24 protein-coding genes are annotated in these 26,303 nt (G+C 44.3%); 5 read left to right on the plus strand and 19 right to left on the minus strand.

What is annotated here, in order from left to right; genetic code table 11:
* Positions 1–270: 270 nt before the first annotated feature.
* Positions 271–1,041, minus strand: a complete 771-nt coding sequence (locus tag FRZ06_14545; GenBank protein QOX64472.1) for a hypothetical protein — start codon at positions 1,039–1,041, stop codon at positions 271–273.
* Between the two features lie 307 nt (positions 1,042–1,348).
* Between FRZ06_14545 and FRZ06_14550 the strand changes: the two genes are divergently transcribed.
* Complete coding sequence (locus FRZ06_14550) at positions 1,349–2,674, plus strand: alanyl-tRNA editing protein (GenBank protein ID QOX64473.1); 1,326 nt, start codon at positions 1,349–1,351, stop codon at positions 2,672–2,674.
* Positions 2,675–2,755: 81 nt separating this feature from the next.
* Positions 2,756–3,289 carry a glutathione peroxidase gene (locus tag FRZ06_14555; GenBank protein QOX64474.1) on the plus strand — a complete coding sequence of 178 codons (534 nt, stop codon included), beginning with the start codon at positions 2,756–2,758 and terminating at the stop codon, positions 3,287–3,289.
* A 71-nt stretch (positions 3,290–3,360) separates the two neighbouring features.
* On the opposite strand, the gene FRZ06_14560 is transcribed toward FRZ06_14555, so the two are convergent.
* The 14 genes from FRZ06_14560 to FRZ06_14625 form a co-directional block, all read right to left on the minus strand.
* Positions 3,361–4,575: an MFS transporter gene (locus FRZ06_14560; protein ID QOX64475.1), complete on the minus strand. Its 1,215-nt coding sequence runs from the start codon at positions 4,573–4,575 to the stop codon at positions 3,361–3,363.
* A 121-nt stretch (positions 4,576–4,696) separates the two neighbouring features.
* Positions 4,697–5,173, minus strand: a complete 477-nt coding sequence (locus FRZ06_14565) for an SAM-dependent methyltransferase (GenBank protein QOX64476.1) — start codon at positions 5,171–5,173, stop codon at positions 4,697–4,699.
* A 59-nt stretch (positions 5,174–5,232) separates the two neighbouring features.
* Positions 5,233–6,057 (minus strand): MerR family transcriptional regulator, encoded by an 825-nt coding sequence (locus FRZ06_14570; protein ID QOX64477.1) that lies wholly within the window; start codon positions 6,055–6,057, stop codon positions 5,233–5,235.
* Between the two features lie 119 nt (positions 6,058–6,176).
* Positions 6,177–6,923, minus strand: coding sequence for a hypothetical protein (locus FRZ06_14575; GenBank protein QOX64478.1), 747 nt, complete (start codon positions 6,921–6,923; stop codon positions 6,177–6,179).
* A complete protein-coding gene (locus tag FRZ06_14580; GenBank protein QOX64479.1) occupies positions 6,924–8,084 on the minus strand; it encodes an ATP-binding protein in 1,161 nt (386 codons plus the stop codon). It abuts the gene before it with no gap.
* 230 nt (positions 8,085–8,314) lie between these two features.
* Positions 8,315–8,965: a CoA transferase subunit B gene (locus FRZ06_14585; protein ID QOX64480.1), complete on the minus strand. Its 651-nt coding sequence runs from the start codon at positions 8,963–8,965 to the stop codon at positions 8,315–8,317.
* On the minus strand, positions 8,953–9,633 hold the full coding sequence (locus FRZ06_14590; GenBank protein ID QOX64481.1) for a CoA transferase subunit A: 681 nt from the start codon (positions 9,631–9,633) through the stop codon (positions 8,953–8,955). Before FRZ06_14590 ends, FRZ06_14585 begins: the two co-directional genes overlap by 13 nt.
* A gap of 13 nt (positions 9,634–9,646) precedes the next feature.
* Positions 9,647–10,432 (minus strand): hypothetical protein, encoded by a 786-nt coding sequence (locus FRZ06_14595; protein QOX64482.1) that lies wholly within the window; start codon positions 10,430–10,432, stop codon positions 9,647–9,649.
* Positions 10,432–11,988: a D-lysine 5,6-aminomutase subunit alpha gene (locus tag FRZ06_14600; protein QOX64483.1), complete on the minus strand. Its 1,557-nt coding sequence runs from the start codon at positions 11,986–11,988 to the stop codon at positions 10,432–10,434. Before FRZ06_14600 ends, FRZ06_14595 begins: the two co-directional genes overlap by 1 nt.
* A gap of 19 nt (positions 11,989–12,007) precedes the next feature.
* Entirely contained in the window at positions 12,008–13,660 is a 1,653-nt protein-coding gene (locus tag FRZ06_14605; GenBank protein ID QOX64484.1) for a DNA mismatch repair protein MutS, read from the minus strand.
* The gene (locus FRZ06_14610) at positions 13,623–14,663 is read right to left on the minus strand and encodes a hypothetical protein (protein ID QOX64485.1); all 1,041 of its coding nucleotides are present in this window, start codon (positions 14,661–14,663) and stop codon (positions 13,623–13,625) included. Before FRZ06_14610 ends, FRZ06_14605 begins: the two co-directional genes overlap by 38 nt.
* A 143-nt stretch (positions 14,664–14,806) precedes the next feature.
* A complete protein-coding gene (gene ablA / locus FRZ06_14615) occupies positions 14,807–16,066 on the minus strand; it encodes a lysine 2,3-aminomutase (GenBank protein QOX64486.1) in 1,260 nt (419 codons plus the stop codon).
* A 470-nt stretch (positions 16,067–16,536) separates the two neighbouring features.
* Positions 16,537–17,568 carry a zinc-binding dehydrogenase gene (locus FRZ06_14620; GenBank protein ID QOX64487.1) on the minus strand — a complete coding sequence of 344 codons (1,032 nt, stop codon included), beginning with the start codon at positions 17,566–17,568 and terminating at the stop codon, positions 16,537–16,539.
* A gap of 332 nt (positions 17,569–17,900) precedes the next feature.
* Positions 17,901–18,905 carry a sigma-54-dependent Fis family transcriptional regulator gene (locus FRZ06_14625; protein ID QOX65952.1) on the minus strand — a complete coding sequence of 335 codons (1,005 nt, stop codon included), beginning with the start codon at positions 18,903–18,905 and terminating at the stop codon, positions 17,901–17,903.
* Positions 18,906–20,397: 1,492 nt separating this feature from the next.
* Between FRZ06_14625 and FRZ06_14630 the strand changes: the two genes are divergently transcribed.
* On the plus strand, positions 20,398–20,793 hold the full coding sequence (locus FRZ06_14630) for a 3-aminobutyryl-CoA ammonia lyase (protein QOX64488.1): 396 nt from the start codon (positions 20,398–20,400) through the stop codon (positions 20,791–20,793).
* A 122-nt stretch (positions 20,794–20,915) separates the two neighbouring features.
* On the opposite strand, the gene FRZ06_14635 is transcribed toward FRZ06_14630, so the two are convergent.
* The 3 genes from FRZ06_14635 to FRZ06_14645 form a co-directional block, all read right to left on the minus strand.
* A complete protein-coding gene (locus FRZ06_14635) occupies positions 20,916–21,380 on the minus strand; it encodes a DUF441 domain-containing protein (GenBank protein ID QOX64489.1) in 465 nt (154 codons plus the stop codon).
* Positions 21,381–21,563: 183 nt separating this feature from the next.
* Positions 21,564–22,142 (minus strand): methyltransferase domain-containing protein, encoded by a 579-nt coding sequence (locus FRZ06_14640; GenBank protein ID QOX64490.1) that lies wholly within the window; start codon positions 22,140–22,142, stop codon positions 21,564–21,566.
* A 27-nt stretch (positions 22,143–22,169) separates the two neighbouring features.
* The gene (locus FRZ06_14645; GenBank protein QOX64491.1) at positions 22,170–22,874 is read right to left on the minus strand and encodes an rRNA pseudouridine synthase; all 705 of its coding nucleotides are present in this window, start codon (positions 22,872–22,874) and stop codon (positions 22,170–22,172) included.
* Between the two features lie 351 nt (positions 22,875–23,225).
* Here FRZ06_14645 and FRZ06_14650 point away from each other — a divergent pair, with 351 nt between their 5' ends.
* Positions 23,226–23,675 (plus strand): hypothetical protein, encoded by a 450-nt coding sequence (locus tag FRZ06_14650; GenBank protein QOX64492.1) that lies wholly within the window; start codon positions 23,226–23,228, stop codon positions 23,673–23,675.
* A 143-nt stretch (positions 23,676–23,818) separates the two neighbouring features.
* Entirely contained in the window at positions 23,819–24,730 is a 912-nt protein-coding gene (locus tag FRZ06_14655) for a HAMP domain-containing histidine kinase (protein ID QOX64493.1), read from the plus strand.
* A 253-nt stretch (positions 24,731–24,983) separates the two neighbouring features.
* Here FRZ06_14655 and FRZ06_14660 read toward each other — a convergent pair whose 3' ends face one another.
* Positions 24,984–26,285 carry an FAD-dependent oxidoreductase gene (locus FRZ06_14660; GenBank protein QOX64494.1) on the minus strand — a complete coding sequence of 434 codons (1,302 nt, stop codon included), beginning with the start codon at positions 26,283–26,285 and terminating at the stop codon, positions 24,984–24,986.
* Positions 26,286–26,303 lie beyond the last annotated feature (18 nt).

The following is a 26,303-nucleotide window of genomic DNA, read 5'->3' on the forward strand; positions in this document are numbered from 1 at the left end:
GACATATTTTTATCACTTATCCACAATATTTTTTTGTTCGCATGCAATTTTATCCAAGGGTGCATGTGGATAAAATTTTCATTCGCCCTTATTGAATTTTCAACGTTTTTTGTTCAATCCAAAAATGTCAATCCCAAAGTTATCCACAGGCGACTGCAAATAATATGAAAACCGTGGATATTCTTTTGCTCTAATAATTCGACAATCTGGTGACGGCTCCACTACAAAGGATTTCGGGAACATTCAAAACAAACACTCCATATCGCTTTGTTATCCGCGGCTATCGATGGTTTCGAACCGTTCGATCGGCTCTTTTCCTGAATAGATCATAATCCCTTCGTATATGTATCTTGCAATTTTCTTTTGATATTCGGGATCCTCCAAAAGCTTCGCCTCGCTCTCATTGGATAAAAACCCACATTCAACAATTGCCATTGGTACCGTGGGATTTTTGAACATAAGGACATCTCTTTTACCTAAAGCAACTCGCTCACTGCCGTCAGCGATTCCCGTCACCAGTCGATCCTGGATCGCTTCCGCAAGTTTTTTACTCTCATCCAAAACCACCTGTTCTCCCGGACCAGATGGGAAAAATGTCTGGGCACCCCTAACAGATCGGTCCTGTTTGAAACTGTTCAGATGAATGCTGATCGCTGCAATAGGAGCCACCTCTTTGATCATTTGTTTCCGCGCAATCAGATCAGCAGTCTTCTTCCCGCGAATGGTCTTACTCCCTGTATCTCCCAATGCAATATCTTTCTCTCTAGTCATTACGACTTTCCACCCGTCAGCCTCTGCAAACTCCTTTACATACATTGCGATTGCCAGGTTGATGTCTTTTTCACTGACGCCTGCAGCGCTTTGCGCTCCGCCGTCCATTCCCCCGTGGCCGGGGTCCAGCAGAAGAATATCTGTGCTAGTAAGTCTTTCTACCCTCGTGACAACGCCGTCATATACAGGCTGAAAGCTCAGCAGCACTAACACTGCAATAACCAGCAGGCTCAATCTCTTTATTGTCTTATTATAATTTCTTAAAACCATTACCGTCCCCTCCTGCTAATGTATATGAGGGGTTGGAATCAGGTATTATATGATTTTGCTACTATTGCATTTATTCTATCATGCCACAAGCAAACAAGATGATCAATGAAACCTACCTTGCGGCGTTAGCCGTCGCCACTGCTTCGCAGTGGCATTATAATTTGATGGTTTTATTATATCCCTATCAAACAAAAAGTGCTATAATTTTTATTATTACTTTGCGGTATCGGCATCATTCACTAGGGGTCGATTAGTAGATGCGGTGAAGCAGAAAAAATACGCTGCTTACTGAAGAAAGGACCAAGACATGACAAAAAAACTCTATCAAAAGGATGTTTATCAGAAAGAGCATACCAGTATCATTTTGGAAGTGATAGGAGATGGCTCGCAGGAAAATCCCTGGATTCTGGTGCTGGATGAAACCATCTTTTTTCCCACAGGCGGTGGGCAGCCCTGTGATCTTGGGACAATCAGTGAAATCCCCGTACTAGAGGTAACTGAAAAAGAGGGTATCGTCTATCACCGTCTAGGGTCAACCGACACGACTCCTTCCTCTATTCTGGAATTTAAGACAGGAGATAAGGTATTTTGCCAGCTGGACTGGGAACGCAGATTTGCTCACATGCAGCGGCATTGCGGCGAACATATCCTTTCGGGAATTTTCTTTCGCGAGCTTGGAGGCGTAAACCGCGGCTTTCATATGGGAGCCGACTACATGACCATCGATATCGATGTTCCAGGGATCACTAAGGAACAGGCTGAGCAAATAGAAACCATTACAAATGAAGTGATTTGGTCTAATGTACCGGTTACAACAAGATACTTTGAGGATCGCAGCGAAGCAGAAAGGCTCCCTCTTCGAAAAGCGCTGGCGATCGATGAGGATATCTCCATTGTTTGTGTTGGAGATGAAAATAATCCTGCCGATTGCGTAGCCTGCTGCGGCACACATCCGTCAACGTCCGGTCAGGTTGGCCTGGTGAAAATCTTCAAGCTTGAAAATTACAAGGGAATGACAAGGGTGTATTTCAATGCAGGAAAAGGCGCATTTTCTGATTATCAGAAGAAGCATCGCATTCTCTCCGAACTCAATTCGAAGTACTCAGCAGATGACAAGGATCTTCTTGAAAAAATCAAGGCGCAGGATGAGAAAAACAAGGAAGTGCGTCAGGAGCTTTATCAGTTGAAAAACAGTGTCATCACCAAGGCTGCAGATGAAATTCTTGATAGCTTTGGCGTCCCCGAAACAAAAGCTGCTGTTGTTAATAAAAAGTCCAGCGGCACCAGCAGCAGCTCCAGCGAGGCTTCAACCTCTCTCATTCATACTTCCGATTGCCTTATCATCAGGGAATACCCCTACTTGAATGTCAACGACCTCCTTGCCATCTCGAAACTACTTGCCGCTGAACTTAAGACAGGAATCCTCGCAGCAATGATTTCAACCAGAGAGAACCTGGTAATTCTTGCTTCATCCGGCGGACACGACTGTGGAAAGCTTGTCAAAGATAATGCTCCGGTGTGGAATGGCAAAGGCGGTGGGAATGCAGGGGGAGCGCGGGCAATGTTTTCTTCCAGAGAAGATTTGGAGTGTTTTGTCACGTTTATCCGTCAAGCGTATCAAAGTCGGAAATAATTTTAAAACTGGCCGTTTGTTCTGACTCTCATTCGGGTAAAATTATTGCAAAGACAAATAATTGTTCGAAAGGAGAATACCATGAGAATCTATGATTTTAACGTAAAAAAGATCGACGGTACGGATGTATCATTAAAGGAATATGAAGGAAAGGTTCTTCTGATTGTCAACACAGCCACTGGCTGCGGATTCACACCACAGTATGACGGTCTGGAAGCACTCTATGCAAAGTACAGAGAGAGGGGCTTTGAAATCCTCGACTTCCCTTGCAATCAATTTTTAAATCAGGCTCCAGGGACGAGCGAAGAGATTGCAAGCTTCTGCAAACTCAATTTCGGAACCGAGTTTGAGACCTTTGATAAGATTGAAGTAAATGGGGAAAATGCTCATCCACTCTATAAGTTTTTAAAGGAGCAGGCTCCTAGCGATATCGACAACGGAGGGCTGGAAGACCTTAAGAAAAAGCTTCTGACCCACTCATTCTCTGTAGAAGCCCCAGAAATCCAGTGGAATTTTACAAAGTTCCTCATCGATGGTACCGGAAATGTCGTTGGAAGATTTGCACCGACCATCACACCTGAGGAATTGGAAGCACATATCGAGAAGTTGCTGTAACCTGATCAGCGGAACCTGTGGTTCCTTACAAATACGAACTAAAGCTACAAGCCATTTTAACAAAACCGGCATCACAAGTGCCGGTTTTGTTGTTTTCTTCGAATTCGGTCCACTGAAAAAAATACGATCATTGTGCCAAACACACAGGTTGCCGTGCTGATGATGAGCAGCAGCGAGGCTCCGCTGATATCCAGGATGACTCCTCCCAGCAGGCTGGCAAATACAGTACTCATGGTGATCATACCAGTGACGAAAGACTGCCCTTTAACCGCCTCCCCTTTCTCCATCACCTCATCCACCAGATGGATTGCAGCGGATAGAAAGATAGGAAAGGAAATCAGCTGAAACAGATACGCCAGGTAGATAAATGACACGGTATCGGCAAGGAACACCAGAAAAATCTTAAGGACAAAAGCAACGGACGAGAGCTTCAGCAGAAACTGGCAGCTAAAGCGTGATCTGATTTTACTGAAAAAGAACAAGCCCGGTATCTCAAGCAATGCCATAAATGAGAATAACCTCCCTAGCTGACTGCTTGTCCCACCCACTTCGGTAATTATCTGGAGCAAATAGGTATTCAGAACTGAGTTCTGAAAAAAGACGAACATGATTCCGATTGAGAACATAATAAACGGCATATTTCGTTTGACAAACACCAGCAGATTAATCGCTTCTCCCTTTTCCTCGGAGGTTTTATCCTTCAAAACTTCCTGTGAGGGAAGAGCCTTTTTCAGCAGACCTGAAGTCACACTCAAAAAAATCAAAAGGAAAGCCAACATCAATACACCGGTCACAGGGATTGCATTGATGCCATAAATCGTAACCAGTGTGCCTAAGATCGCGCAAAGGACTGCATATGCAATTGAACCACCGCTTCTGGCGATGCCGAAATTAATCCGGTATCCGCTCCTGCCTAGATAAAACGCCATCGAGTTGACCAAAGGCTGTAAGGAAGTATGAAGCGCTGCGATGATTACAAAAAGGACGGAAAGAGCGATTGCCTTTACCGGAAAGAGATAAAGAGAGAGGGTGGCAGCAGCAAGTCCGATGCTGCTGCTACCAACGATGTGGATTAACGAAATCCGTTTACTTCTGTCTGCCGCATCTGCCAGCAGCGGCTGAATCAATACCGCTAAAATATTTGCTGCCGCCAGAATCACTCCTATTTCTGAATTGGTATATCCTTTCCCCAGAAGGAATACAGAAGCAAAGCTTAGTACTGCTCCGTAATACATCCAATAGGATCCTTGGATCGCGCCATAAAACAGGTTCAACAGTGTTGTCATCTCTCTCAATATCCTTTTCTTAATTTTTATCGCAGGAAACGCTGTTCTAATCGAGTGTGCGCAGTCAGTTGAAAAATTAGCAGATCAAATGTTCATACACCTCATTGAATCAGCACTCTACCTAAAAATTAAACTCTGCACCCCAATCAAAGTCCCCTGATGCTTCAGCAGATTTTGGCCAGTGGCTGCACCAGTCTGGCACCACCGGATGCTCGACTCTGTCAATGCTTGGGGTATAGGGCTTAATATCCAGAACCGGAGTCCCGTCGTCCGCATCAATATAGGCCAGATAGAGTTCCCCTTCTTCGTGATTGATCCCCAGTACCTGAACCGCTGTCAAGGCGATAGGGTTTGGGCGGATCGGTGACCTTGTTGCAAAGATTCCCATGATTTCAGGTGATTTTTTGTAAGGAGCCGCGACTTCGAGGGTGCTTCGTGCGTCTTGGTGGTCACATTTACTGCACCACCAAAGCACATTGACATGGCTAAAACCGTCAAGAGCCTTGAGTGCAGGTCGAAAGGCTTCGTCAACGACTAAAACCATCCCATTCTCATTGTGTCTGATCTCACCGATTGGATTTACAATTCGTGTATTCATAATTAAACCTCCATTTGTTTGATTATGATACCAGCATAATCCCTGACACCGTGTGAGAGTCAATCCCTAATTTCCACAGGAATCTGAATTTCCGTAAGATAATGATCTTCCACCTCTTCATTCCATGGTCCCCGATGGCAGATTTGACGGTTGAATCCGCTCATGCGATAGGTCTGGTGCTCAGAAAGCCATCGTGCAAACTCTGCAAAGGCCGGTCCTATATTCTCAAATGGCCCGTAGACCATCATACAAGCCATCGTAGAAACCTCCTCAACCATGCGAAACATCGGTGAACTGAGGTAAGGCTCCGTTTCATTCACAACCGCGCAAACTTCTACATCAACATCCGTTTCTTTGTACTCGAGATCATGATATACAGCAAAGTTGAGTGTGTTCTGAGGAACCTCCAGCTTCTCCCGTTCGACCTGCTCAGTAAATTCCTTCCAGAGCATTCCCTCATGAAAATAGTTCGGAATTATTCTTCTCAAGCACAGGGTAGGATACGCCGGAATGCGTTTTACCAAGACTTCATAATGGATCGGCTGGCGCCCTTCCCTCAGTTCACAAATAGCAGCCTCAATTTTCGATATTTTCTTTCGCTGTTCATCAATGGCTATTTGGGCCTCTTCTCTTTTCTGATCAAGTGCGCTTAGCGTATAATTATCATCGCATCGTTTTAGGAGAGCAGAAATCTCGCCTACGGCAAAGCCGGAATCCCTGAGAAAGATAATGCGCTGAAGCTGTTGAATCTGAGCCGTTGAATAAAAGCGGTACCCGGTAAAGCGATCTATCTCGGCAGGTTTCAAAAGCCCCGCCTCATCATAATAACGAAGCATCCGCACAGACACCTGCATCAGCTTTGAAAATTCTCCGATTTTAAACATGACCATACTCCTGCTTCAATTTTTATTGAGACCTTTCCGTTAAACCATGGAAGATAATCTTTGAAAAGTTACACAAATAACACATAAAGAGGTAAAACTTTTTATGACTTAATTATAGACTATAGTAGAGTAGGCTGTAATATCTCAACATAAATTTGTTTATCACCAACCATTTTTCCCTCATATGTTTTCTTAAAATTATGGGGGTTCTTAATCACGTTTTCTTTATCATATATATAAAAAACTATGTATTTATTATTATAATGAACTATATCAGCAGCAACTTCCTCACTCAAACTGCGCTCATTCATTGTTTTTCGTGAACATTTTAATTCAATTATGATATTTTGTGAATCAATTACAATATCTTCACGGACAGTGTGGTGACCGCTATCCTCATTTTTTTCTAAGCGCGCATCTGGAAATACTGCACGAATCAGAGGATACATTAGCTGCTGTACGTCATATTCATTCTTAATCTCAATCTTTGATAAATTATCCTTTATTTCGGCACTACACTTTCCATGAATGGAGTCTTTGTATAGACTTTTACAGAACAAATGGAAATTTGCAATGATTTTTCTTACAATCGATATGCCGATATTAGTAGCAACTTCCTCTCCAAAATATATATGATTTTCTATATAATTCAATAAACTTGTCTGGCTTTGTTTCATACTATCAAAAGTCGACTCTTTAGATAACTTATTTACATAAAACTCAGACAAGCTATTTATCTCAGATGCAATATCCGGTAAGCCTTGCTGCTTTAACTTTGTCACATATTGAGAAATCCTATCCTTATACTCTTTAACTGTGTTTAGCTCTGATATTTCGTCATAAAGCTCCTTCATAATACCTTCCATTTACTCTGCCCCCCAGCGTAGGAAAAATAAAAATAGCGGCTCTAAAATAAACAAAGTATCATCTTTCCATTCAATAACTTCATAGGAGCGATCTTTTGACGTTAACACTTCCTGTAAATTTTTCAAATATTCCTTCAGTGATTTTGTTGTTGGCTTTTCTTCACCTTTTACTAATGAATTTATACGGCTCATTAACTCTGTAAGAATTAGCTTCGTTTGCGGGGGATCAATCGTTATGGATTCCAGAATCAATTCATACAAATCCAAATCTTTAACTTTGTCTGTTCGAAACGTCTTTCGACTCTTACCCCTGGAATTTTTTCCTTGCTTTATTGTATCGGCAATTTGACTATAATTAAGATTCAATGTTGAAAATTTAAAAGATCTCTCTAATATCTCATCTTTTATTTTATTTACTTCTAGCTCATCTACTTTTTCCAGAACACATATATTTAGGCATATTAATTGCATCAAATGGGGAGAACAAATGCTCTCCTCCGCTAATTTGTCGATCGCTTTCTTCGAAATTTCAACTTCGAGCTCTTTAAAACCAGCCTTAGGGATTTCCTTTAGTTCCTCTTTTGTCCACATTTCTATATCAATAATATTAATTCGTCCTTGCAAATCCGGATTTGTACGAATAGCATCATCACTCCTATGCGGTAACGAAGCGATAATGACTTTAAAGCCTTTTCTGATGGCATCCTTAAACTGCTGAGCCATATGATTTTGCATAGCACTATCTGCATAATGAAAGTCATCTAAAAGTAAGACCAGCTCTTTTTCTTTGAAATACTCTATGACACTTTCTTTTGTGAGAAGATACGATTCCTTCATTGAACCACTCCTGCATGCATTATTTGTAATTTCCGCATTATTCGGCATTCCCGCTTTTGTGCCTATCTTCCTCCAGATATCATCTTTTTCCAGAAAATCGGAACCAGAAACTTCAATAAGATGATCCAGACCGACTACTTTTTCACATAAAACAGTTTTTCCTATTTTCGATTGACCTGATATGGAAGTTAAATATCCGCTCATGTTTAAAGCTTGATTTAATCTTTCCTCATAAGTGAATCCCATTTTAGCTTGCCTCGTAATGTAAGTACTTTCTGGCAATCCCCCCGGGCTAAATACCTCTTGTGCTTTTTTCTGATTCATGGTTACACCTCCAATCCATATAGTTAGATTATACCTTATTTTAATATTTTTTATAGCTATTTTCTGAATTTATTTTAATTTAATAGTATTTTTAATATTTATCACATTTTTATAGTTTTAATAGTAATTCATGGGTTTTTATTTATTTCTATATTTACTCCTACGATTCCATAAAAAAAGGCGCACTTTACTTGTACGCCTAAACTTTACTTTAAATTCTTATCATTGTACTACTCCATCGGCTTCAACTCCGGACTGATGATCAGTTCCGCCTCTGTAGCCTCCTGAATCTGATCAACTGTATAGTCAGGATGAAGTTCCTTCAGAAGAATTCCTTCCGCGGTGATCTCCATTACGCCCATTTCTGTAATGATCATGTCCACTACACCAACTGCCGTATAGGGAAGTCTGCATTCCTTCAGAATTTTGTGCGCTCCCTTTTGGGTGTGCTGCATGGCGATGATTACTTTCTTTGCGCCTACTACCAGGTCCATGGCACCGCCCATCCCAGGAACCATCTTGCCCGGTACGATCCAGTTTGCCAGATTTCCGTGCTGGTCTACTTCAAGGGCTCCCAAAATCGTCGCATCCACGTGGCCTCCCCGGATAATTCCAAAGGAAGTGGCACTGTCAAAGAACATTGCACCGGGATTCACCGTTACGTACTGGGCTCCGGCGTTGACGATATCAACATCTTCTTTGCCTTTCGCAGCAGCAGAGCCCATTCCCATAATGCCGTTTTCCGACTGGAGCACAATATGGACTCCTTCCGGAAGAAAATTCGCAACCATGGTAGGCAGTCCGATTCCAAGATTCACAACATCCCCGTCCTTAAGCTCCTTAGCCACTCTAGCGGCGATGATTTCCTTTATATCTGCCATGGCTTTTCACCTCCTACGATGGCATCCACGAAGATGCCTGATGTTACAACATTGTTGGGATCGATCTCACCAATTTCTACGATCTCACAGGCTCCTACAATGACATAATCTGCTGCTGCAGCCATCATTGGATTGAAGGTTCTTGTGGTACCGTTGTACGTGGTATTACCAAATTGATCGGTTACAGAACCTCTGATCAGCGCAAAGTCCGCTCTTAGAGGCTTTTCCAGGAGATAATCTCTGCCATCCACATTGATGATCGCTTTTCCTTCTGCTACGATGGTTCCCACACCGGTTGGGGTCAGAAAGCCGCCCAGCCCAGTACCGCCTGCCCGTACTCTTTCCGCAAGAGTGCCTTGGGGTACGAGAATGCACTCGAGCTTATCCTCTTCAATGTCGGTGTTCATTCTCTGAGCCACTTCAGGGTTTAAGCCTACATGGGATGCGATCAGTGTCTTGACCTGTCCGTTTGAGACCAGCTTTCCTACGCCTCTTCCTGGCACACCCGCATCATTGCAAATAATGGTAAGATGTTTTACCCCCTTCTCAACAAGGGCATCAATCAGAATTTCCGGTGTACCGCAGGCCATAAAACCGCCAACCATTATCGTGGCGCCGTCATGAATCCCAGCTACCGCTTCCTGCGCTGTCATGATCTTGTTTTTCATAGAACCCTCCCTCTTATACGAGTTTCCTCTTCACAACCTCTGTGAGTACAAAGGATGCTACATCCTCTGCATAGGAATGTGCACCGAATCCTGCATCATATCCCAGCTCCTGCGCAAGCTCATGAGAGATTCTGGGTCCTCCGCAGACCAGAACCACTTTGTCCCTGATTCCTTCCGCTTCCATGAGCTCAACCAGATTCGTCAAGTTGGCAACGTGTACATCCTTCTGTGTGACGATCTGAGAAACCAAAATCGCATCTGCATTTACTTCAATGGCTTTTGCAATCAAAACCTCATTGGGCACCTGGCTTCCCATGTTTATCGCTTCAATTCCATGATAACGTTCGAGGCCGAAGTGCCCATGGAACCCTTTCATATTCATGATCGCATCAATACCAACGGTATGAGCATCGGTTCCGGAGCATGCTCCGACGATGACCACATTTCTCTTGATGTTCTCTTCTATATAACGTTCGCACTCCAGACGATCCATCACATCAACTTCTACCTTTGTCACTTTGATGGAAGTATAGTCAACAGTGTGCTGGCACTTACCATATAATACAAAATAGGTGTATCCTATTCCAAGATCCTTGGAAAACACTACCGCAGGCTCGTCAAGACCCATCTTCTTTCCAAGAATTTTCGCTGCTTCATTTGATTCTTCACCGTAGGGAACGGGAAGTGTGAAGCTGAGCTGCATCATACCGTCGTTCAGCGTATCGCCGTAGGGCTTGATTTTTGTCAGGTCAACCGTAGTTGTTGCCGTTGTCACATTTTTATTGCCAGCACCGCTCATTATTTTGCACCTCCCAGCATTAACGGAATAAACGGATTGAAGTAGTGTCCATCCTTAACGCAGACACCTGCCAGTCCTTTTCCTCCATCCTTTGGTCTTTTAACGCCGCCGAACTTACCCTTTTCAATAGTGGAGAACAGGCCTTCCTTTTCGATTTCATGAAGGAGCTTTTCAGCTTCTGTAAGAACAAACTGTGCTCTCTTCTGGATGATACCGTCCTGCTTGTACTCGACTTCTTCTCCCAGAGCTCTCGCATTATTGAAGATGTACTTTGCATTTTCAATGGAAAGCATTCTGTCATGAAGATGCGGTGTGTGGATTGCTTCTGTCAGCATACCCAAAAGCTGTAAGGACTGTCCTGACCATACTGCGATCAGGTTGAACAGTGCATCCTGAATATGCCCCTTGAAGATATTTCCTGTCATATACTTTGTGGGCGGCATATATTTCAGCGGCGCCTTAGGGAAGATTTCTCTTGCCATAATGGCCTGGGAAAGCTCATACAGGAAGCCGTTTTCGATATCCGGATCCATTTCAAAAGCATGACCGAGACCCATCTGCTCTTCTTTAATATTCGCCAGAACAGCAAACTGTTCGTTGATGAACTGGGATGCAAGTACGGTATGTGCCGCTTCATAAGCATCATCTGTGGTCAGATAATTGTCTTCGCCGGAGTTAAAAATGATACCGCAGTATCCGATGATGACTCTGGAGAAATACTGATCAACCAGTGTTCTCTGCATATTGATGTCACGGAACAGAATTCCGTACAGCGCATCGTTCAGCATGACGTCCAATCTCTCTATCGCGCCCATTGCTGCAATTTCAGGCATGCAAAGTCCGGAGCTGTAGTTGCAGAGTCTGATGTATCTGCCGACCTCTTCTCCTACTTCATCAAGGGCTTTTCTCATCAGTCTGAAGTTTTCCTGTGTCGCATACGTTCCGCCGAAGCCCTCTGTCGTTGGTCCGTAAGGAACATAATCGAGCAAGCTCTGTGCCGTTGTTCTGATAACCGCGATGATATCTGCACCTTGTCTTGCCGCTGCCTGCGCCTGGATCACGTCTTCATAGATATTTCCTGTTGCTACAATGACGTAAAGATAAGGCTTTTTCCCTTCGCCTATGGTTGCAAGGTAATTGTCTCTCTTAGCAGTCTGGCTATTAATCTTTTCAAGCGCTGCTTCTACAATGGGGAGAATCTTTGCTTCCGCTTCCTCTGATGAGGCCATTGGCAGCTTCATGATGTCCAGTTCCCCGGAAGCCATCTTCTCAGCGATTGCCTGGGGTTCAAGTCCGGTTTGGATCATGGTGTTTCCCATCCAGTAAGCGACTCCCTTAGGAAGTCCGCCGCCGTCCTTGATGGCATCAACAACGACGTTTGGAAGGGGTGTATCTACATCATCCACTCCATCTACTCCCAAAAGTCTCAGAATGGTTCTTTCCGTGCTAACTGTCGTGTGCCTGTCGATAAAAGTCTGCATGCTCTCGGCAATTCGCGCGGCGCATGATCTTGCGCTGTCAATCACCTTTGGATCGAGATTTAACTTACTCTTCATCCTTTTTCCTCTTCCTCTCTTATTTTAAATACTGTTTTGCATTCTCTATAATCTCATCATAGATTCCAAGCATCTTTGCAATATTCAACGCATCCTTGGGAATCTCTTCTCCGTTATCCGCCTCATAAAGGCGATAATCCATATATTTCTGTATGATTTCGATTCGCTCTTTTCGATTGGCATACCGGAGCTCTTTTTCCAGCCTGTGAAAGTCTGCTTGCGCCAATCCCCTAACCTGCATATTTCGAATATGACCGCCAACCGCTACACTGTCAAAGTGGGTGGTGATGAGGCTGATATAGGGTCTTGCCTTCAGATATGACACCAGGCTTTTCGTCAAAGCTAGCCCTTCCACTGGATTTGTTCCGCTGGCAATCTCATCAATGAGAAGCAGGGAACGATCCTTGCTATGATCCAGAATCTCCTTCAGCTCCTCCATTTCACTTCCAAAGCTGGACAAGCCACGTTGAACTGATTGGCTGTCTCCGATGAGAATGTGGATATAATTGGATAAGCCCACTCTAGCCTTCTTACAGGGAACAAAGAATCCGTATTGCGTCAGGATTGCAACCAGGCCGACAAGCTTCAGGGATACAGTTTTCCCACCCATGTTGGCACCTGTAATACAGGTCACTCCATCAAAAAGTCTGATACTGACCGGGCAGTAATCCTTCTTTTTCGCATTTAAGATTTCTTCCACCACAAGATGCCTGCCGTCTTCAATCTCGATTTGGTGATCCAAAACAAGTTCTGGCCTGATACAATTATGCTGTTTGGCATAAACCGCCTTAGCAAGTGTAAAGTCCAGCGCACCGATTTTATTGCAATTTTCCAATAATGTCAGGCTGTGTTTGAAGATCTCCTCTGACAGTTTCTCACGGATGATCAGCTCCTCCTCCTCGATCCGTTCATTAAGCTGATCCATCTGCTGATTCACTGCATCGGTTTCTTCCGTTCCTTTCAAATGAAAAGTTACAGACAAATAGTCTTCATCCCCTGCCACTAGCTCAGGGATTTCCTTGATGATCTTTACCAGCTCCTTGTTTGATTTTGAGACTGTATAATCAAACTTGGGAGTCAGGGTAATTCCGTAGTGACGATCAATTTCCAGTTTGATTTCTTTCTGGATTTTACGAAGACGAATTTCTATCTCACGTTTTCGTTTTCTGAGCTCTCCCAGAGTTTCAGAAAAATCATCATAGATATAGAACGTATGCATTCGATCCTGCCGCGGGTCCAGTGTGTCCAGAAGCTGCCCGGTATCTTCCAAAAGGAACTCTTCTGACAGTTTACTTTCTGACGCCTCCAGAAGCTCAGTGATCCGCTTCATCTTGAGAAGAAGACTCTTGACCTCAAACAATTCCACCACAGAGAGGGCATTTCCCTTACTCCTTTCAATGGTAAAGCTTATATCTTTCATATCCATAAAAGTCTCGGAGAGTTCTTCTGCAATCTGAGGTTTCTTCTCCGCAAGCACGAGCAATTCTTCCAGTTTTCCAAACTCATCCTGAAGGGCTTTCTCATCGCCTGGCAGGAAAGGGTTTAGTTCCTTCATTCGTTTTTTACCGAAGGGCGTAAGGACATTGATGCTCTGCATGACGTGATCAAGTCCCGTTTCGCTGCGTGTCTTTACGTTAGATAACCTCATTGAGCCCACCTCCCAGCTTGACATCAATCACAGGAATTCCCAGAGCTGCGGTTCTCATCTCCCTCAGCAGCAGCTCATGCTCAAAAGCATAGCCCGCTGGCGAATAGGGATTCACTGTCAAAGCTGCAACCTTGATATTCTCAAGAACCTTGACGGTAAAGCCTTTCTTGCGAAGCTGCTGCCATAAGGCTGCTTCGATGAAGATCTTGGTCGGATCCTTTAGGATGAATTCAACTTTTTTCATTTTAGTCGGATGAATTTCGGAAATTACACTTTTGGTCAGGGCTCCCGGAATATATATGTAGTCCGTTTCTTCGTCGATGGCCTCATCCAAGAATTTTCCTGCCGTCAGACCGGTCTTCAGATCCAGGACAACAACGTGTTTCCCTTTCACAAGCATGATCTTTTCCTTTGCCTGATTTTTGACAATCAGATCTTTTCCTGCTCCATCCTCCAAAGCGGGAAGCTGGTAAAGTTCTATGATGTGAGCCGTTTCTTCTACAACCTTTTTCATGCTTCTAGAGAGAACTGCGCCTGTTGCCAGAATGATCGCATCTGAGGTATCCGGTGCGGCGATGGACTTCCTGTCTATGGCGCCGTCAATGAGAATCAACTCCGCTCCAAATGAAAGCATCTCCCCGCACATTTTTTTATGATCCTTCGTATTTACCGGACCTGCTATCTGAACATAGCCACTTTCCGCAACGCGGCAGATCATAATTTGACCCAGTGCAGTGGAATAATTGGTCATGCTGAGAATTTCAAGTCCTGCGTCAGCCAGCTCGTAGAGTTTCACCGGCACAGATACGATGGTGCCGGCATCAAGAAAAACTTTTGGTTTGTCCGTCCCAGTCACAAGGTCGGTACTTTCGCCATCTCTGCCGGTGGATGTGATTCCCAGAACAACGCCTTCATCCATCGCTTCTTCGATCAAATAGTTCAATGCTGTTGTCTTCCCCGCATTTTTTGCCATTCCAACGATGGACAGGGTTTTGTAATTCTGCTTCAATTGGCTTAGTAGACCCATTTTCATCTCCATTAAACGCAACAGATGCATCTGCCGAAATTTCCCGCCAGATGCCCGGTTTCGCATGGGCAAAAGGAAGTTTCAGCCCATGCGTCCGGGTCCTCTTTTGGGGGAATCAAACAGATGCATATCTATTATTTGATTTATTTGTTTCTCTGGTGACGCAAAAGCTCCTGCGGCTCCATGGACATTCTTTCGCCCTGAAGCAGTCCTGCGACGCCTTCATAATGATACTTTTTCTTTCCGGTGCAGTAATCGCAGTTACATTCGATCTTCGGCAGATCCGTAGGTTCGGTGTAGGTCGTGATTACGCCTTCATAGTTTCTCAGGATTACCTTGTCAGGTGACTGAGAAATGATATACTGTGGCATTACCGGAATCTTTCCTCCGCCGCCGGGAGCATCCACAACAAAGGTCGGAACGGCATATCCAGAGGTGTGGCCTCTCAGTCCTTCAATAATCTCAATTCCCTTTGCAACAGAGGTTCTGAAATGCTCGATCCCCAGGGACAGATCGCATTGATAAATATAGTAAGGTCTTACTCTGTTTCTGACCAGAGCATGAACCAGATCTCTCATGATATGAGGACAGTCGTTTACTCCTCTGAGCAGTACGGACTGATTTCCTAGAGGAATTCCTGCATTTGCAAGCTTCTTTAAGGCTTCGATTGCTTCAGGAGTGATTTCCTTAATGTGGTTGAAGTGGGTGTTCAGCCAGATCGGATGATACTTCTTCAGCATATTGACCAGATCGTCTGTAATTCTCTGAGGCATAACCACAGGTGTTCTGGATCCCAGTCTTACGATTTCAACATGAGGAATCTTTCTCAGCTCACTGATGATGTATTCCAGAATCTCGTCATCAACCAGCAGACAGTCTCCGCCGGACAGAAGTACGTCTCTGACCTGAGGAGATTTTTTGATGTAGGCGATACATTTGTTGATATCATCCATGCTTCTTGCGCCGTCTTTTTCTCCTGCCAGTCTTCTTCTGGTGCAGTGCCTGCAGTACATGGAGCACTGGTCTGTAATCAGAAGCAATACTCTGTCAGGATATCTGTGGGTCAATCCCGGTGCAGGAGAATCTTCATCTTCATGCAGCGGATCCAGCATATCTGCATCGCTTCTGTGGGTTTCCGCAATGATAGGAACCGCCTGCATTCTTACAGGACATCTTGGATCATCTGCATCCATCAGGGATGCATAGTATGGGGTAATTCCAAGACGGAAGCTTTTCAGCGTTTCGTTAATGTCATGTTCTTCCTGGGGTGTCAGGTTGATGATCTTTTTCAGCTGCTCAACGGAGGTAATTCTGTTGGCAACTTGCCATTTCCAGTCATTCCATTCGGCATCGGTAACATTTTTCCATGCTTCGATCTCTTTCCAATTTCTTCTTTCTGACATTGCAGTTTTCCCTTCTTTCCTTTCTTTTTTGCCCGCCTGCCAAAATGCAAGGCGGACTTACGCAGGGAAACCGCATCTTTGTGCGATTTCTCCCGCCAAGTCCCTTTTTCGTTCAGCTCTTAGATTAAATAAACAAATTTTAATGCTTACCTATGTAAGCTACTTATTTCTATACCAACGGCTTCCTCAACAACACTACGTCCATCATTGCTAGCCTAATCAAAATCTACTTAGAACCGCTATGCAACAACATCATAGCAAGTGCAAAACGTTCTTCTGCATGAGCGCCGAGTGACAGCAGCACAACTGTCTCCTGCAAGCGCAGGGAAATTTGTAAGCCCCAAAGCTGTCAAGCGCAGGAAAATTTGTTCACAGCTAGGCGTGCAGCCAAGTGAGAGCGGAACGTACTTCTCGTACGTGAGCACCGAACGAAGGCAGCACAACAACGCTGTGGGCAAATTTTACAAGCTTTATGCGTACATCTCAGCGAACAGTTCCTTTAAAGGCGCACACTCTCTCAGCACCTGAAGGGAAATTGCTGCATGACCTTTGCAGTATCCGTTTCCTACGATCATATTGACGTCTTTGCCTACGCCTTCTGCACCTAATGCAGCTTTTGTGAAGCTGGTTGCCATGCTGAAGAAGTATACAGTTCCGTCGTCTTTACATGCCAGGATGCTGGCCATTTCTGTGTTTTCAATATTTACGCAGTTAATTACCACATCAGCAAGCTTACCGTCAGTCAGGTCATAAATCTTATTGTAAATTGCTAGCGCATCGGTTGCGTCTGCTGCAAAGTATTCATCTGCCAGACCGAGCTTTCTTGCTCTGTCAGTACTCTTTTCGCTTCCGCCGATGCAGATAACCTTACCGGTTACGCCAGCTCTCTTCTTTGCTTCATACAGGCAGAGCAGTCCTGATTTTCCGCCGCCGCCGATTACAACTACTGTATCACCGGACTTAACCAGTTTTGCAGTCTGAGCAGGTGCTCCTGCAACGTCAAGAACGGACAGTGCAAGTGTTTCTGGCAGATCTTTCGGAAGTACTGCATAGATTCCGCTTTGGAACAGGATTGCCTGTCCTTTGATGTCTACCTGATCGATGTCAGGTCTTACTGCAAGAATCTCTTCGATTACCAGCGGGGTCAGTGAAAGGGATACTAATGTAGCGATCTTGTCTCCCACTTTCAGGTCGCCTTCGTAAGCAGGTCCAACTTCCTTAATGGTTCCGATGAGCATTCCGCCGGAGCCGGTTACGGGGTTCTTGTGCTTTCCAGCCTTTGCTACAATTCCCATCATGATCTTTTTGATCTCTTCGATATCTCCGTTTGCTTGTCTTTCTATCTGGGTGAAGCTTGCAGAGTCAACGTTCAGAGTCTGGACGTCGATCAAAACTTCGTTGTCGTAAATTTCCATCGTGTTATCGATGACGTCAGCCGGCTGCGGCAATACTCCTTTTGGTGAGATTACTCTGTGTGTACCGAATGGGCATCCTTTTTTCATTGTGTTTCCTCCTAGATTAAATACTTAAAAATAATCATTAATTATTGAATTTAATAGCATGCATATATTTATAGCAATTAGTGTGCCAACTGACCTACGTTGAAAATTACATTGCCTCGATGCACTTCGAACCGTTTGTGACAAAATTTCATTCCAAACGCGAACCATTAATGGTTCGACCGAACAAAAAAATAGATGGAGTGCATTTCAAGCCGGACTCATTTCATAGTTTGCCCCCGAGAATGCATTCCATCCATCATCAACATTTGTTAGTTTGCAAGGCATACTCCAGCTTTCATACGCTGTTTCGCCTTTCTAAATGCTTGCTATTTTTAAGGAATGTTATATTTATTTTTCTTTCTTACCAGCTGAGTTTGACTGATTCCAATTGCCTTTGCTGCTTTTCTTGTCGAGCCGTGCTTTTCACAGGCATACTGAATAATATTCTTTTCAAAGTTATCCACCATATCATCCAGATTGATTTTCTCCGCGTCTTCGAATGCCGGTTCGTCATAATTCACGCTGATTTTGTCAAACAGATCCGCGTGCAGCTCTTTCATAACATCTAAAACAGTGATAACCTCTCCTTTGCATGAGATCAGCAGCCTCTGGACAACGTTCTCCAGTTCTCTGATATTTCCGGGCCAACTGCATTCCTTCAGATATGCCAGGGCGTCCTCTGCAATGGAGCGCTTCATACCAAATTTCTCGGTATATTTGCCCATGAAATATTCCACCAATGCAGGAATTTCTGCCCTTCTCTCATTAAGGTCCGGTACTCTGATGGGGAATACGTTAAGCCTGTAATAAAGATCTCTTCTGAATTTCTTTTCCTCAATCAGCTTCTCAAGATCCCGGTTGGTTGCGGAGATAATTCTAACGTTGGTCTTGATGGGTTCGGTCCCTCCCACTCGATAAAATTCTCCATCTTGAATGACTCGCAAAAGCTTTGCCTGCAAGTCCGGGGGAAGCTCACCAATCTCGTCCAGAAAGATAATTCCGTTGTCAGCCAGTTCAAAATATCCTTTTTTTCCGGTCGCATTGGCTCCGGTAAAAGAGCCTTTTTCGTATCCAAAGAATTCCGATTCAATCAGATTGTCTGAAATGGCTGCGCAATTAATCTTGATGAATGGCTGCATTCTGCGATTGCTGTTTTTTTGGATGATCGAGGCGACCTTTTCTTTTCCGACTCCCGTATCCCCTGTAATCAAAACGTTGCAATCGTATTTTGCCACGCTGAGTATTTCATCCACAACAATGGTCATCGCTCTGCTTTCACAGATAAAATCCTCTACAAGGCTCTTGCGGTAGCCGGATAATTCAAATCCCTTTCTCATTCTCCCCAGCGGGTAGGCGATGTCATCCTCAACCTTCATCTCAGTGACCACCGCGCGTTCCAGGAACGGAGCAAGGCCCTGCACGATCCTAATGTCAAATTCGTCGTATTCCTTTAGGTATCCCACTGCGCAGCGGATGTCCAGCTGCCTTGAAATTGCTTCTGTCAAGTATAGCGCGATGTTGTAATTATTAATCAAGTTCGCAAAGCAAACTGTACCACCGGATTTCGTGGCAAGAATATTAATGGTCTCTGCCCCTGGGATATCGGCGCAGTTGACGCTCAGGTCAAACATGGAATCCATCTGCAGGCTTTCTATGCATTCCATGGGCTTTAATATGTTTACATAGTAGATTTCCGTAAAAACATTGTTCAACAGCAGCTCGATGCTTTTTCCCTTAACCATAACGTCGGACTTACTGTCCAGCAGACAGACAATTCGAGCATCCGGACCGGCCACATTTCGGATGGCGTAGCCGTACAAGGCGTTGGTAAGCAGGTTGCTGCCGACAATTAGAAAATTGGTTTTACCCTTGGCGCAGCTGCTTGCAGTATATAAAGTACCCGATTCATCAAATGCGAAAAGCAGTAGGTTCATCGGAACACCTTCCGGTTTTTTTACGATGGGGAATTCGTTGAAAAGGATTGCATATCCCTCAGCATCCGCTTGATTGTACGCCATATCAATCTTTGTGATGCGGCTGATATAAAGGGGGATTGCAGCCAGTGACGCATTACAGATAATTTCGTCTCCAACCTCAAGACCGTATTGATTGCCGTACTCCTCCCCGATTTTCTCTACAACGCCGAAGAGCAGCCCCCCCGTGTCTGTTACCGGATTATGGAGCTTCCCTCTTTTTATGACAATATCGATAATTCGATCCTTAATCTTGTCAAGGTTGTTGTTAGATTCGATGCAAATCTGTTTAAAACTCGTACTTTCCAGATGAAGTTTTTTGATCGACACCCGCATTTCATTGGGATGGATTTCTCTGTTGTTATCCACCTTCCATGCAGAGGTAGACAGCACATGCTTAGGCTCAATCACCCGTTTTATTCCATAGCAATTCTCTGCCATCGCAACACGCCTCCTTTCACGTACTTTTCGCATCACCCTATCCAAAGGGCGATGCGAAATCGGTTCATTACTCACATAATACAAGGATAACTGATTGGCACATTATTTGCAAATTATTTTTTATGGAATCACTGATTTAATGGAATGCACACAGGTGGTTGAGGAAATTTTACGATTGGCAAGGAAAAACGCAGCAATAGCAGCGCTATTGCGAGGCTTTATGACAGCGCCAAGCGAAAAATTTACCAGTCAAATGTGTCCATGAAATAAATCAGCGTTTCCTTAGGATAAAATATTGAACGCAGTTCATAATAATCAGCAACTTTGCTATCAATGCTGTGTTCAATATAACGTGCAGGAATAAGCGTCTGCATGTTATAACATTATACAAACAAATTATAGATCAAAGAGGAGAATTGCGATGGAAAAAATAACTTCAACGATTCGTCTGAGAATGTCTCATAAAGATGCGCATTACGGCGGAAGCCTGGTTGACGGCGCACATATGGTTCATCTTTTCGGCGACGTTGCAACGGAGCTTTTAATCAAGCTCGACGGTGATGAGGGACTATTCCTGAAGTATACTGATATTCAATTCCTGGCACCCACGTTTGCAGGAGATTATATCGAAGCATACGGAGAAATTTATGAAGTGGGAAACACATCCAGAAAAATGAGATTCGAAGCAAAGAAAGTTGTTGCGGCAAGGCCGGACATCAGCCCTTCTGCTGCGGATTTCCTTGAAGAGCCCATCGTTGTTTGTAGGGCGGAAGGCATCTGCGTGACGCCGAAAGAGTCAAAAAGAAAGTAAGCATACATTCGACATAATTTTCCCATCGGCAAAAGCCCGGTCCTTGCAAAGATCCGGGCTTTTGCTTTTGGTCCGTATTCCGATCTGACTGTGCCGACTAACTTCCGATCTCACAGTCCAAGCTATCCTTTAAAGACTTCCACAATTTTGATCAGCAGCACCAATAGGCCGCTGGTAATCAGCGGTCCGACAGGGACACCGCCTAAAAACGCCGTGGCGATTACTGCGCCCAGGATCATAGCGGGCATCACGTCGCTATGCCCTTGTACCGTAAGGAAATCCAGGCCTCGACCACTCAAATATGTCGTAAAAAAGGATAAGGCAAAAGCAGCGATACCAATCCATGACGCAAAGATCTCCTTGATACCATCAGAGGTGATCTTACCGCTGGCAATGGGAAGAAGAATGGCTGCGACCAGAATGATGATCCCATAAGTCAGGCCGTTCTTTTCCAGAAATGGGTATATGTATTGATCGATTCTAATCAGCTTCAGGCCAAGTAAGATTCCGGTAGCAATGGCAACCGTATTTGCCTTTCCGATTACCGCAATGATAAAAATCGAGAGCAATATGAGTTCTGATCCCAATAAAAACATCTCCATGCGATTTATTTCGAGTAAAAGCTGATTTCATTGATGATAGCTAGGTTTCAGATGTGCCAATAGAATTAATCAGCATTTCCCTATATAATAATATGAAGCGCACCGTTTGGCGGTGCACTTCTCAGCATTTTCTTGTGATGAGCAATCGTTCTGGAGAGTTCTTTCTAATTAGCATTTTCTTGTGATAAGCAACAGTTCCGGCGGACTCTTTTTCTGATTAGGAAAAGAAAGATAAGCGGTATGATACTGCCTCTGTGAAAGGTTCTCTGAGAAATGCAGCAGCGAGGCTCTTTCCATTTCCCCCTCAGGATGTCCGGGATACATTGTCACCGCTATGATTCCGCCTATGCGGATCAAGTACAGTGCCTGTTCTACCGCAGCAATAGTTGCCCCCGCCTGTGTTGTCATTTCCTTTTGCCCTCCGGGGAGATACCCCAGATTAAAGACCACAGCGGAAAGCTCTTTTTTCTCATGGTCCGGTATATGGCTTCCCATATTTTCATGAGAATCCAAAACCAGTGTGCAGTTATGAAAATAACCCTCTTTTTCAAGAAGGGTTTTTGTTTGTTCCAAGGCTAGAGGCTGTACATCAAAGGCATAAACCTTGCCTCCAGTCCCTGCTAATTTTGCAAGGGCCAGTGTATCGTGTCCGTTTCCGGCGGTTGCATCCACAACAATGTCACCAGGTTTTATATATTCTTCAATTATTTTCAAAGACAACGCTGTAGGTTTTGTGATCAGATTCATATTCGTCTTCTTCTCCTATGAACGGCTTCAGCAATCTTTGAGATAATCCACTTCCTGCTTTGTCAGCTTGCGATAATGGCCCTGCATCAGGTGACCCAGATAAAGTTCTCCGATGGCAATTCGCTCCAAATCCATTACTTTATTCCCCACAGCGGAAAACATCTTGCGAACCTGTCGGTTTCTTCCCTCGAAGATTTTGATCTCTACAATCGCCGACCGTTCCACCTGTTTCATCACATTGACGACCGCTTTAGAAGTCACAAAGCCTCCGATATCTACTCCGTTTCTGAGCTTTGCAACCTTTTCCGCAGACAGCTGTCCCGACACTCTTGCCCGATAGGTCTTGTAGATATGGTGTTTCGGATGAGCCAGTTTATGTGCCAAATCCCCATCATTGGTCATGAGAAGCATTCCCGAAGTATTATAGTCCAGCCTTCCAATGGCAAACAGACGCTCATTGATATCCGTAACAAGCTCCATTACCGTCGGCCTGTCCCTTTCATCTCTTGTTGAAGTGATAAAGCCCTTGGGCTTGTTGAGCATGATATAGACCTTTTTTGCCTCTTGCTTGATGATCCTGCCGTTAACCTCTACGAGGTCATCTTCTTTCACATCATAGCCCATCTCCGTCATGACAGCACCGTTGATCTTTACTTTGCCCTGCTTGGCAAGCTCGTCCGCCTTTCTGCGGCTGGCGACACCTGCCTGAGCTATAAATTTATTTAAACGCATTTTTTTCTCCTTTTTTCATCAACCCATATTTTGCTGCGCCATTGACGCAAAACAGAAAATCACCAATTGCATCTGGCAGCAATCTTAGCTTCTCTAATATTAGCATTCCGCTTTTCTCTAAATTTTAGCATATCCCTGAATAAATAGGAAGTGAAAAGCGATCGAGCCGGTTTGACGAAAAAAGTATAGGTTGTTTCGCTAAAGGCGTCTTACTGCTCTCGCGCCTGCTGAGACGCAATATTCTTTCCATTTTATTCAAGCTGTGCTATTCTAAAATAAGTTCTACTACCACTCTGTGCCACGAAAGCCTTGTCATTGCACAGGATCTTATAACGAAAGGAGAGTCGCTCTATGCGAAAGCAAATTGCATTCTACATGCTATGGGATGTCCTGTTTCTTGCACTCCTGCTGGGTTACTGCGAAATCAGCACCTGGGCGCAGGAAGCCTACTTCAAGTACACCGGCCCTCAAAGCATGTATCTTATAATCTTTTATCCCATCCTGCTTGGTGCAGCACTGGCCCTGCTGGCCTATGTTAGCAGCCGGTTTCATTTTACCGAAAGGCTAGCCAGATTGGAATTGATCATTGTCGGCGGACTTGGCCTCTATCTTTCCACAACTTTAGTTTTGACACCTCTGCTGGCACCCTTATTTGGCCCTAATCTACCATTTCTTCTTAAATTTTGGCTTTATTATGGGACAACACCAAATATTCTGGGCAGTGTCCTTCTGGGTTATGTGCTGTTCCGGTTCATAAGCCGTATGGCAAAGCGGGAGAAAGAACAAACGCGAGAAATCTAAAATGGGCTCTCTGCCGTCAGAAATAGGTCACCATTGGTATATCTTAAGGGGAAATGAAATAGATTTATAGTATCTATTACTTCAAAGTGGTATTTTGGGCGAAGCGCTAAGTGAATCCCCCCTTTCAGGACTAGGAGTACCAAATGGTTGTACAAGAAGGATTTGTTACAGAATGTACAAGGATGGACAAAAAACGTAAGGAAAACATCATGCTCATGGAGAGTGAGTCAAAGATTCACGCATTGTTTCTTGAAACTTCCTATGTTATTAATAATTGTGGCATCAGCGATCGAAAAACTGCAGAAGAAGCTCTGAAAAAAAGCGAACAGGAAGTTCTGGCACTGGTTGACAAACTGGAGTCATTAAATAAAAGTATGCTTTGGTTTCTCGATATACTATCTCATGAACTTAGAAATCCAATCGCAACAATTGCGTCAGGCCTAGAACTTTTGAATCTGACTGCTGACTGGGATAAATTTTACAAAACCAAGGAAATTCTGATTCGTCAAACGAATCAGCTCTGTCATCTCGTCGACGAACTGCTCGACCACACACGGATCTCGAGTAATAAAATGAAGCTGAAAACAGAACCTGTTAATCTAAATCAGCTTGCTCAATTGGCAGTTGAGGATTACAATCTGCTCTTTGAACAAAAAAAAATAGAACTCAGCGTGGATGAAGGAAATCAAGGTCCAATCTATATCAGTGCGGATCCACAGCGCCTTAGACAAGTAATTGGAAACCTTCTCCATAATGCCTGGAAATTTACGAATACAGGCGGGAGTGTTATTCTCAGCCTATATCGGCACAACGAGAAGGCATTTATCCGTGTAAAAGATACGGGCTTGGGCATCGCCGCAGACATGATCGAAACCCTGTTTGACCCCTTCATTCAGGCCGAAACAGTTCAAGGGCATAACAGCAGCGGCCTGGGCCTTGGACTTGCCATCACCAAAGAAATCATTCAGCTTCACAAGGGCGAAATAGAAGTTCATAGCGAAGGACTGGGAAAAGGATCAGAATTCATCATCTGCCTCCCAATACAAGAGCAGTAATAGGATCAAAACAAGCGCCTTGCAGGTGTACTGCCCAAGAAAACCGTCCGACAATACCGTGAATATTTGTATTGCCCGATTAAAACAGAAAGGTGCCGCGACGCGGGTATTCTCTTGGAAACCGCCTGTCAAAATTGTGAATATTTATATCACCGATGAGCAAAACAAGCGCCTTGCAGGTGTACTGCCCAAGAAAACCGTCCGAGCAAAGCGAGCGGTTTTCGTGGCAGCATGCCTACAAGGCGCTTCATATTTATATAATCGGTTCCTTATAAATATTTTCAAGATCAAACTTCTTAATCCGCTTCCTCACCGCCTCTGAGTCGGTGGTATAAAGCCCCTTATCCTGCATTCGCTGGAAGTATTCAGATCCAGCGAAGGTATACCTTGTCATAAGACCATCCTTGGTCTTAACCCGTTTGTTTGCATATGAAATCAAATCTCCGATGGCAATCTGCTTCGGCAGTTCCAGCGGCCTGATTCCTTTCAAGTACCTAACACTATTGTAGCCTGCAAGCGTACCCGTCGAAATTGCTTCGGTATGACCTACAAACAGCCCTGATTTTTCACCGCCGCAGAACAAGTTTTCAATGCCGGTTACCTTCATTTGATTATCCCGTTCCGCTACAGACAGGTAGCGTATGGAATTTCCTTTTCCGCCTGCATATGGATCCGCATATCTGGCATTTTCAAATCCCGGAACCATTCTCAGCTTCTCGAGAGGAAAAAACGGAGTCATGATCTTTGCATACCCCGTATCCAAAAGTACAATATTCTCAGCATATTCATCCAGCGCATATTGCTGGCAAACCTTCATATCCAGCTTTTCCTTCGTGATCTGCTCTGCTTTCAAAGGTATGACTGCAACACCGATCTCATTGAGCTGACTTTGTATTTCTTCTGACAGCGAGGACTTTTCCAGCTTGCCGGAGCCGCTGAAGGCACCGAAAGCGCCGTCTTTGCGCTGTCCCATAATATCGTTATTTCCAGCCTTTTGGGTGATACTGACCCTTGGACCGAATGCAGGGCATCTGAGGATACACATACAACAACCGTTTCCATAAGTAAGGCAGTTTCCCATCGGTCCTGTAGACCCCGTGCATTCAATGAAAACATCACCCTCAATCACCGTATCGTCTGCAAGGATAATTCCTTTCATAATTCTGTTTCCGCCAGGCGTAACCGAAGGATCCATTACTACATCCACCGCTCTGGCGATGGTTTGAATCGTGATCCCTTTCTCTTTCAGCAATCTTCTCACCTGCGGCTCAACCTTGATCACATCGTATAGGCTCGCGTGCTTGTGCCCTGGAAAATCTACATTCACATGCCTGGAACATTTATCTGTAATACCGAAAAGTTCATCGGCGCCAAGGGCTATATTTTCTTCTGCGGCAGTATACCTGCCGTTGTTTCTCATAATACCGCCTACATTGCCAAGCCCAAGAAGCATATCTGTCTTTTCTACTAAAGTAACTTCCGCCCCCGCTTTTTTCGCAGCCAAAGCAGAAGCGACGCCTGACCAGCCGCCTCCTATGATAACAACCCTTTCCATCTAGTTGCCTCCATCGTT

The sequence above is a fragment of the Clostridiales bacterium genome (assembly GCA_015243575.1).
Lineage (GTDB): Bacteria > Bacillota > Clostridia > Peptostreptococcales > Anaerovoracaceae > Anoxybacterium > Anoxybacterium hadale.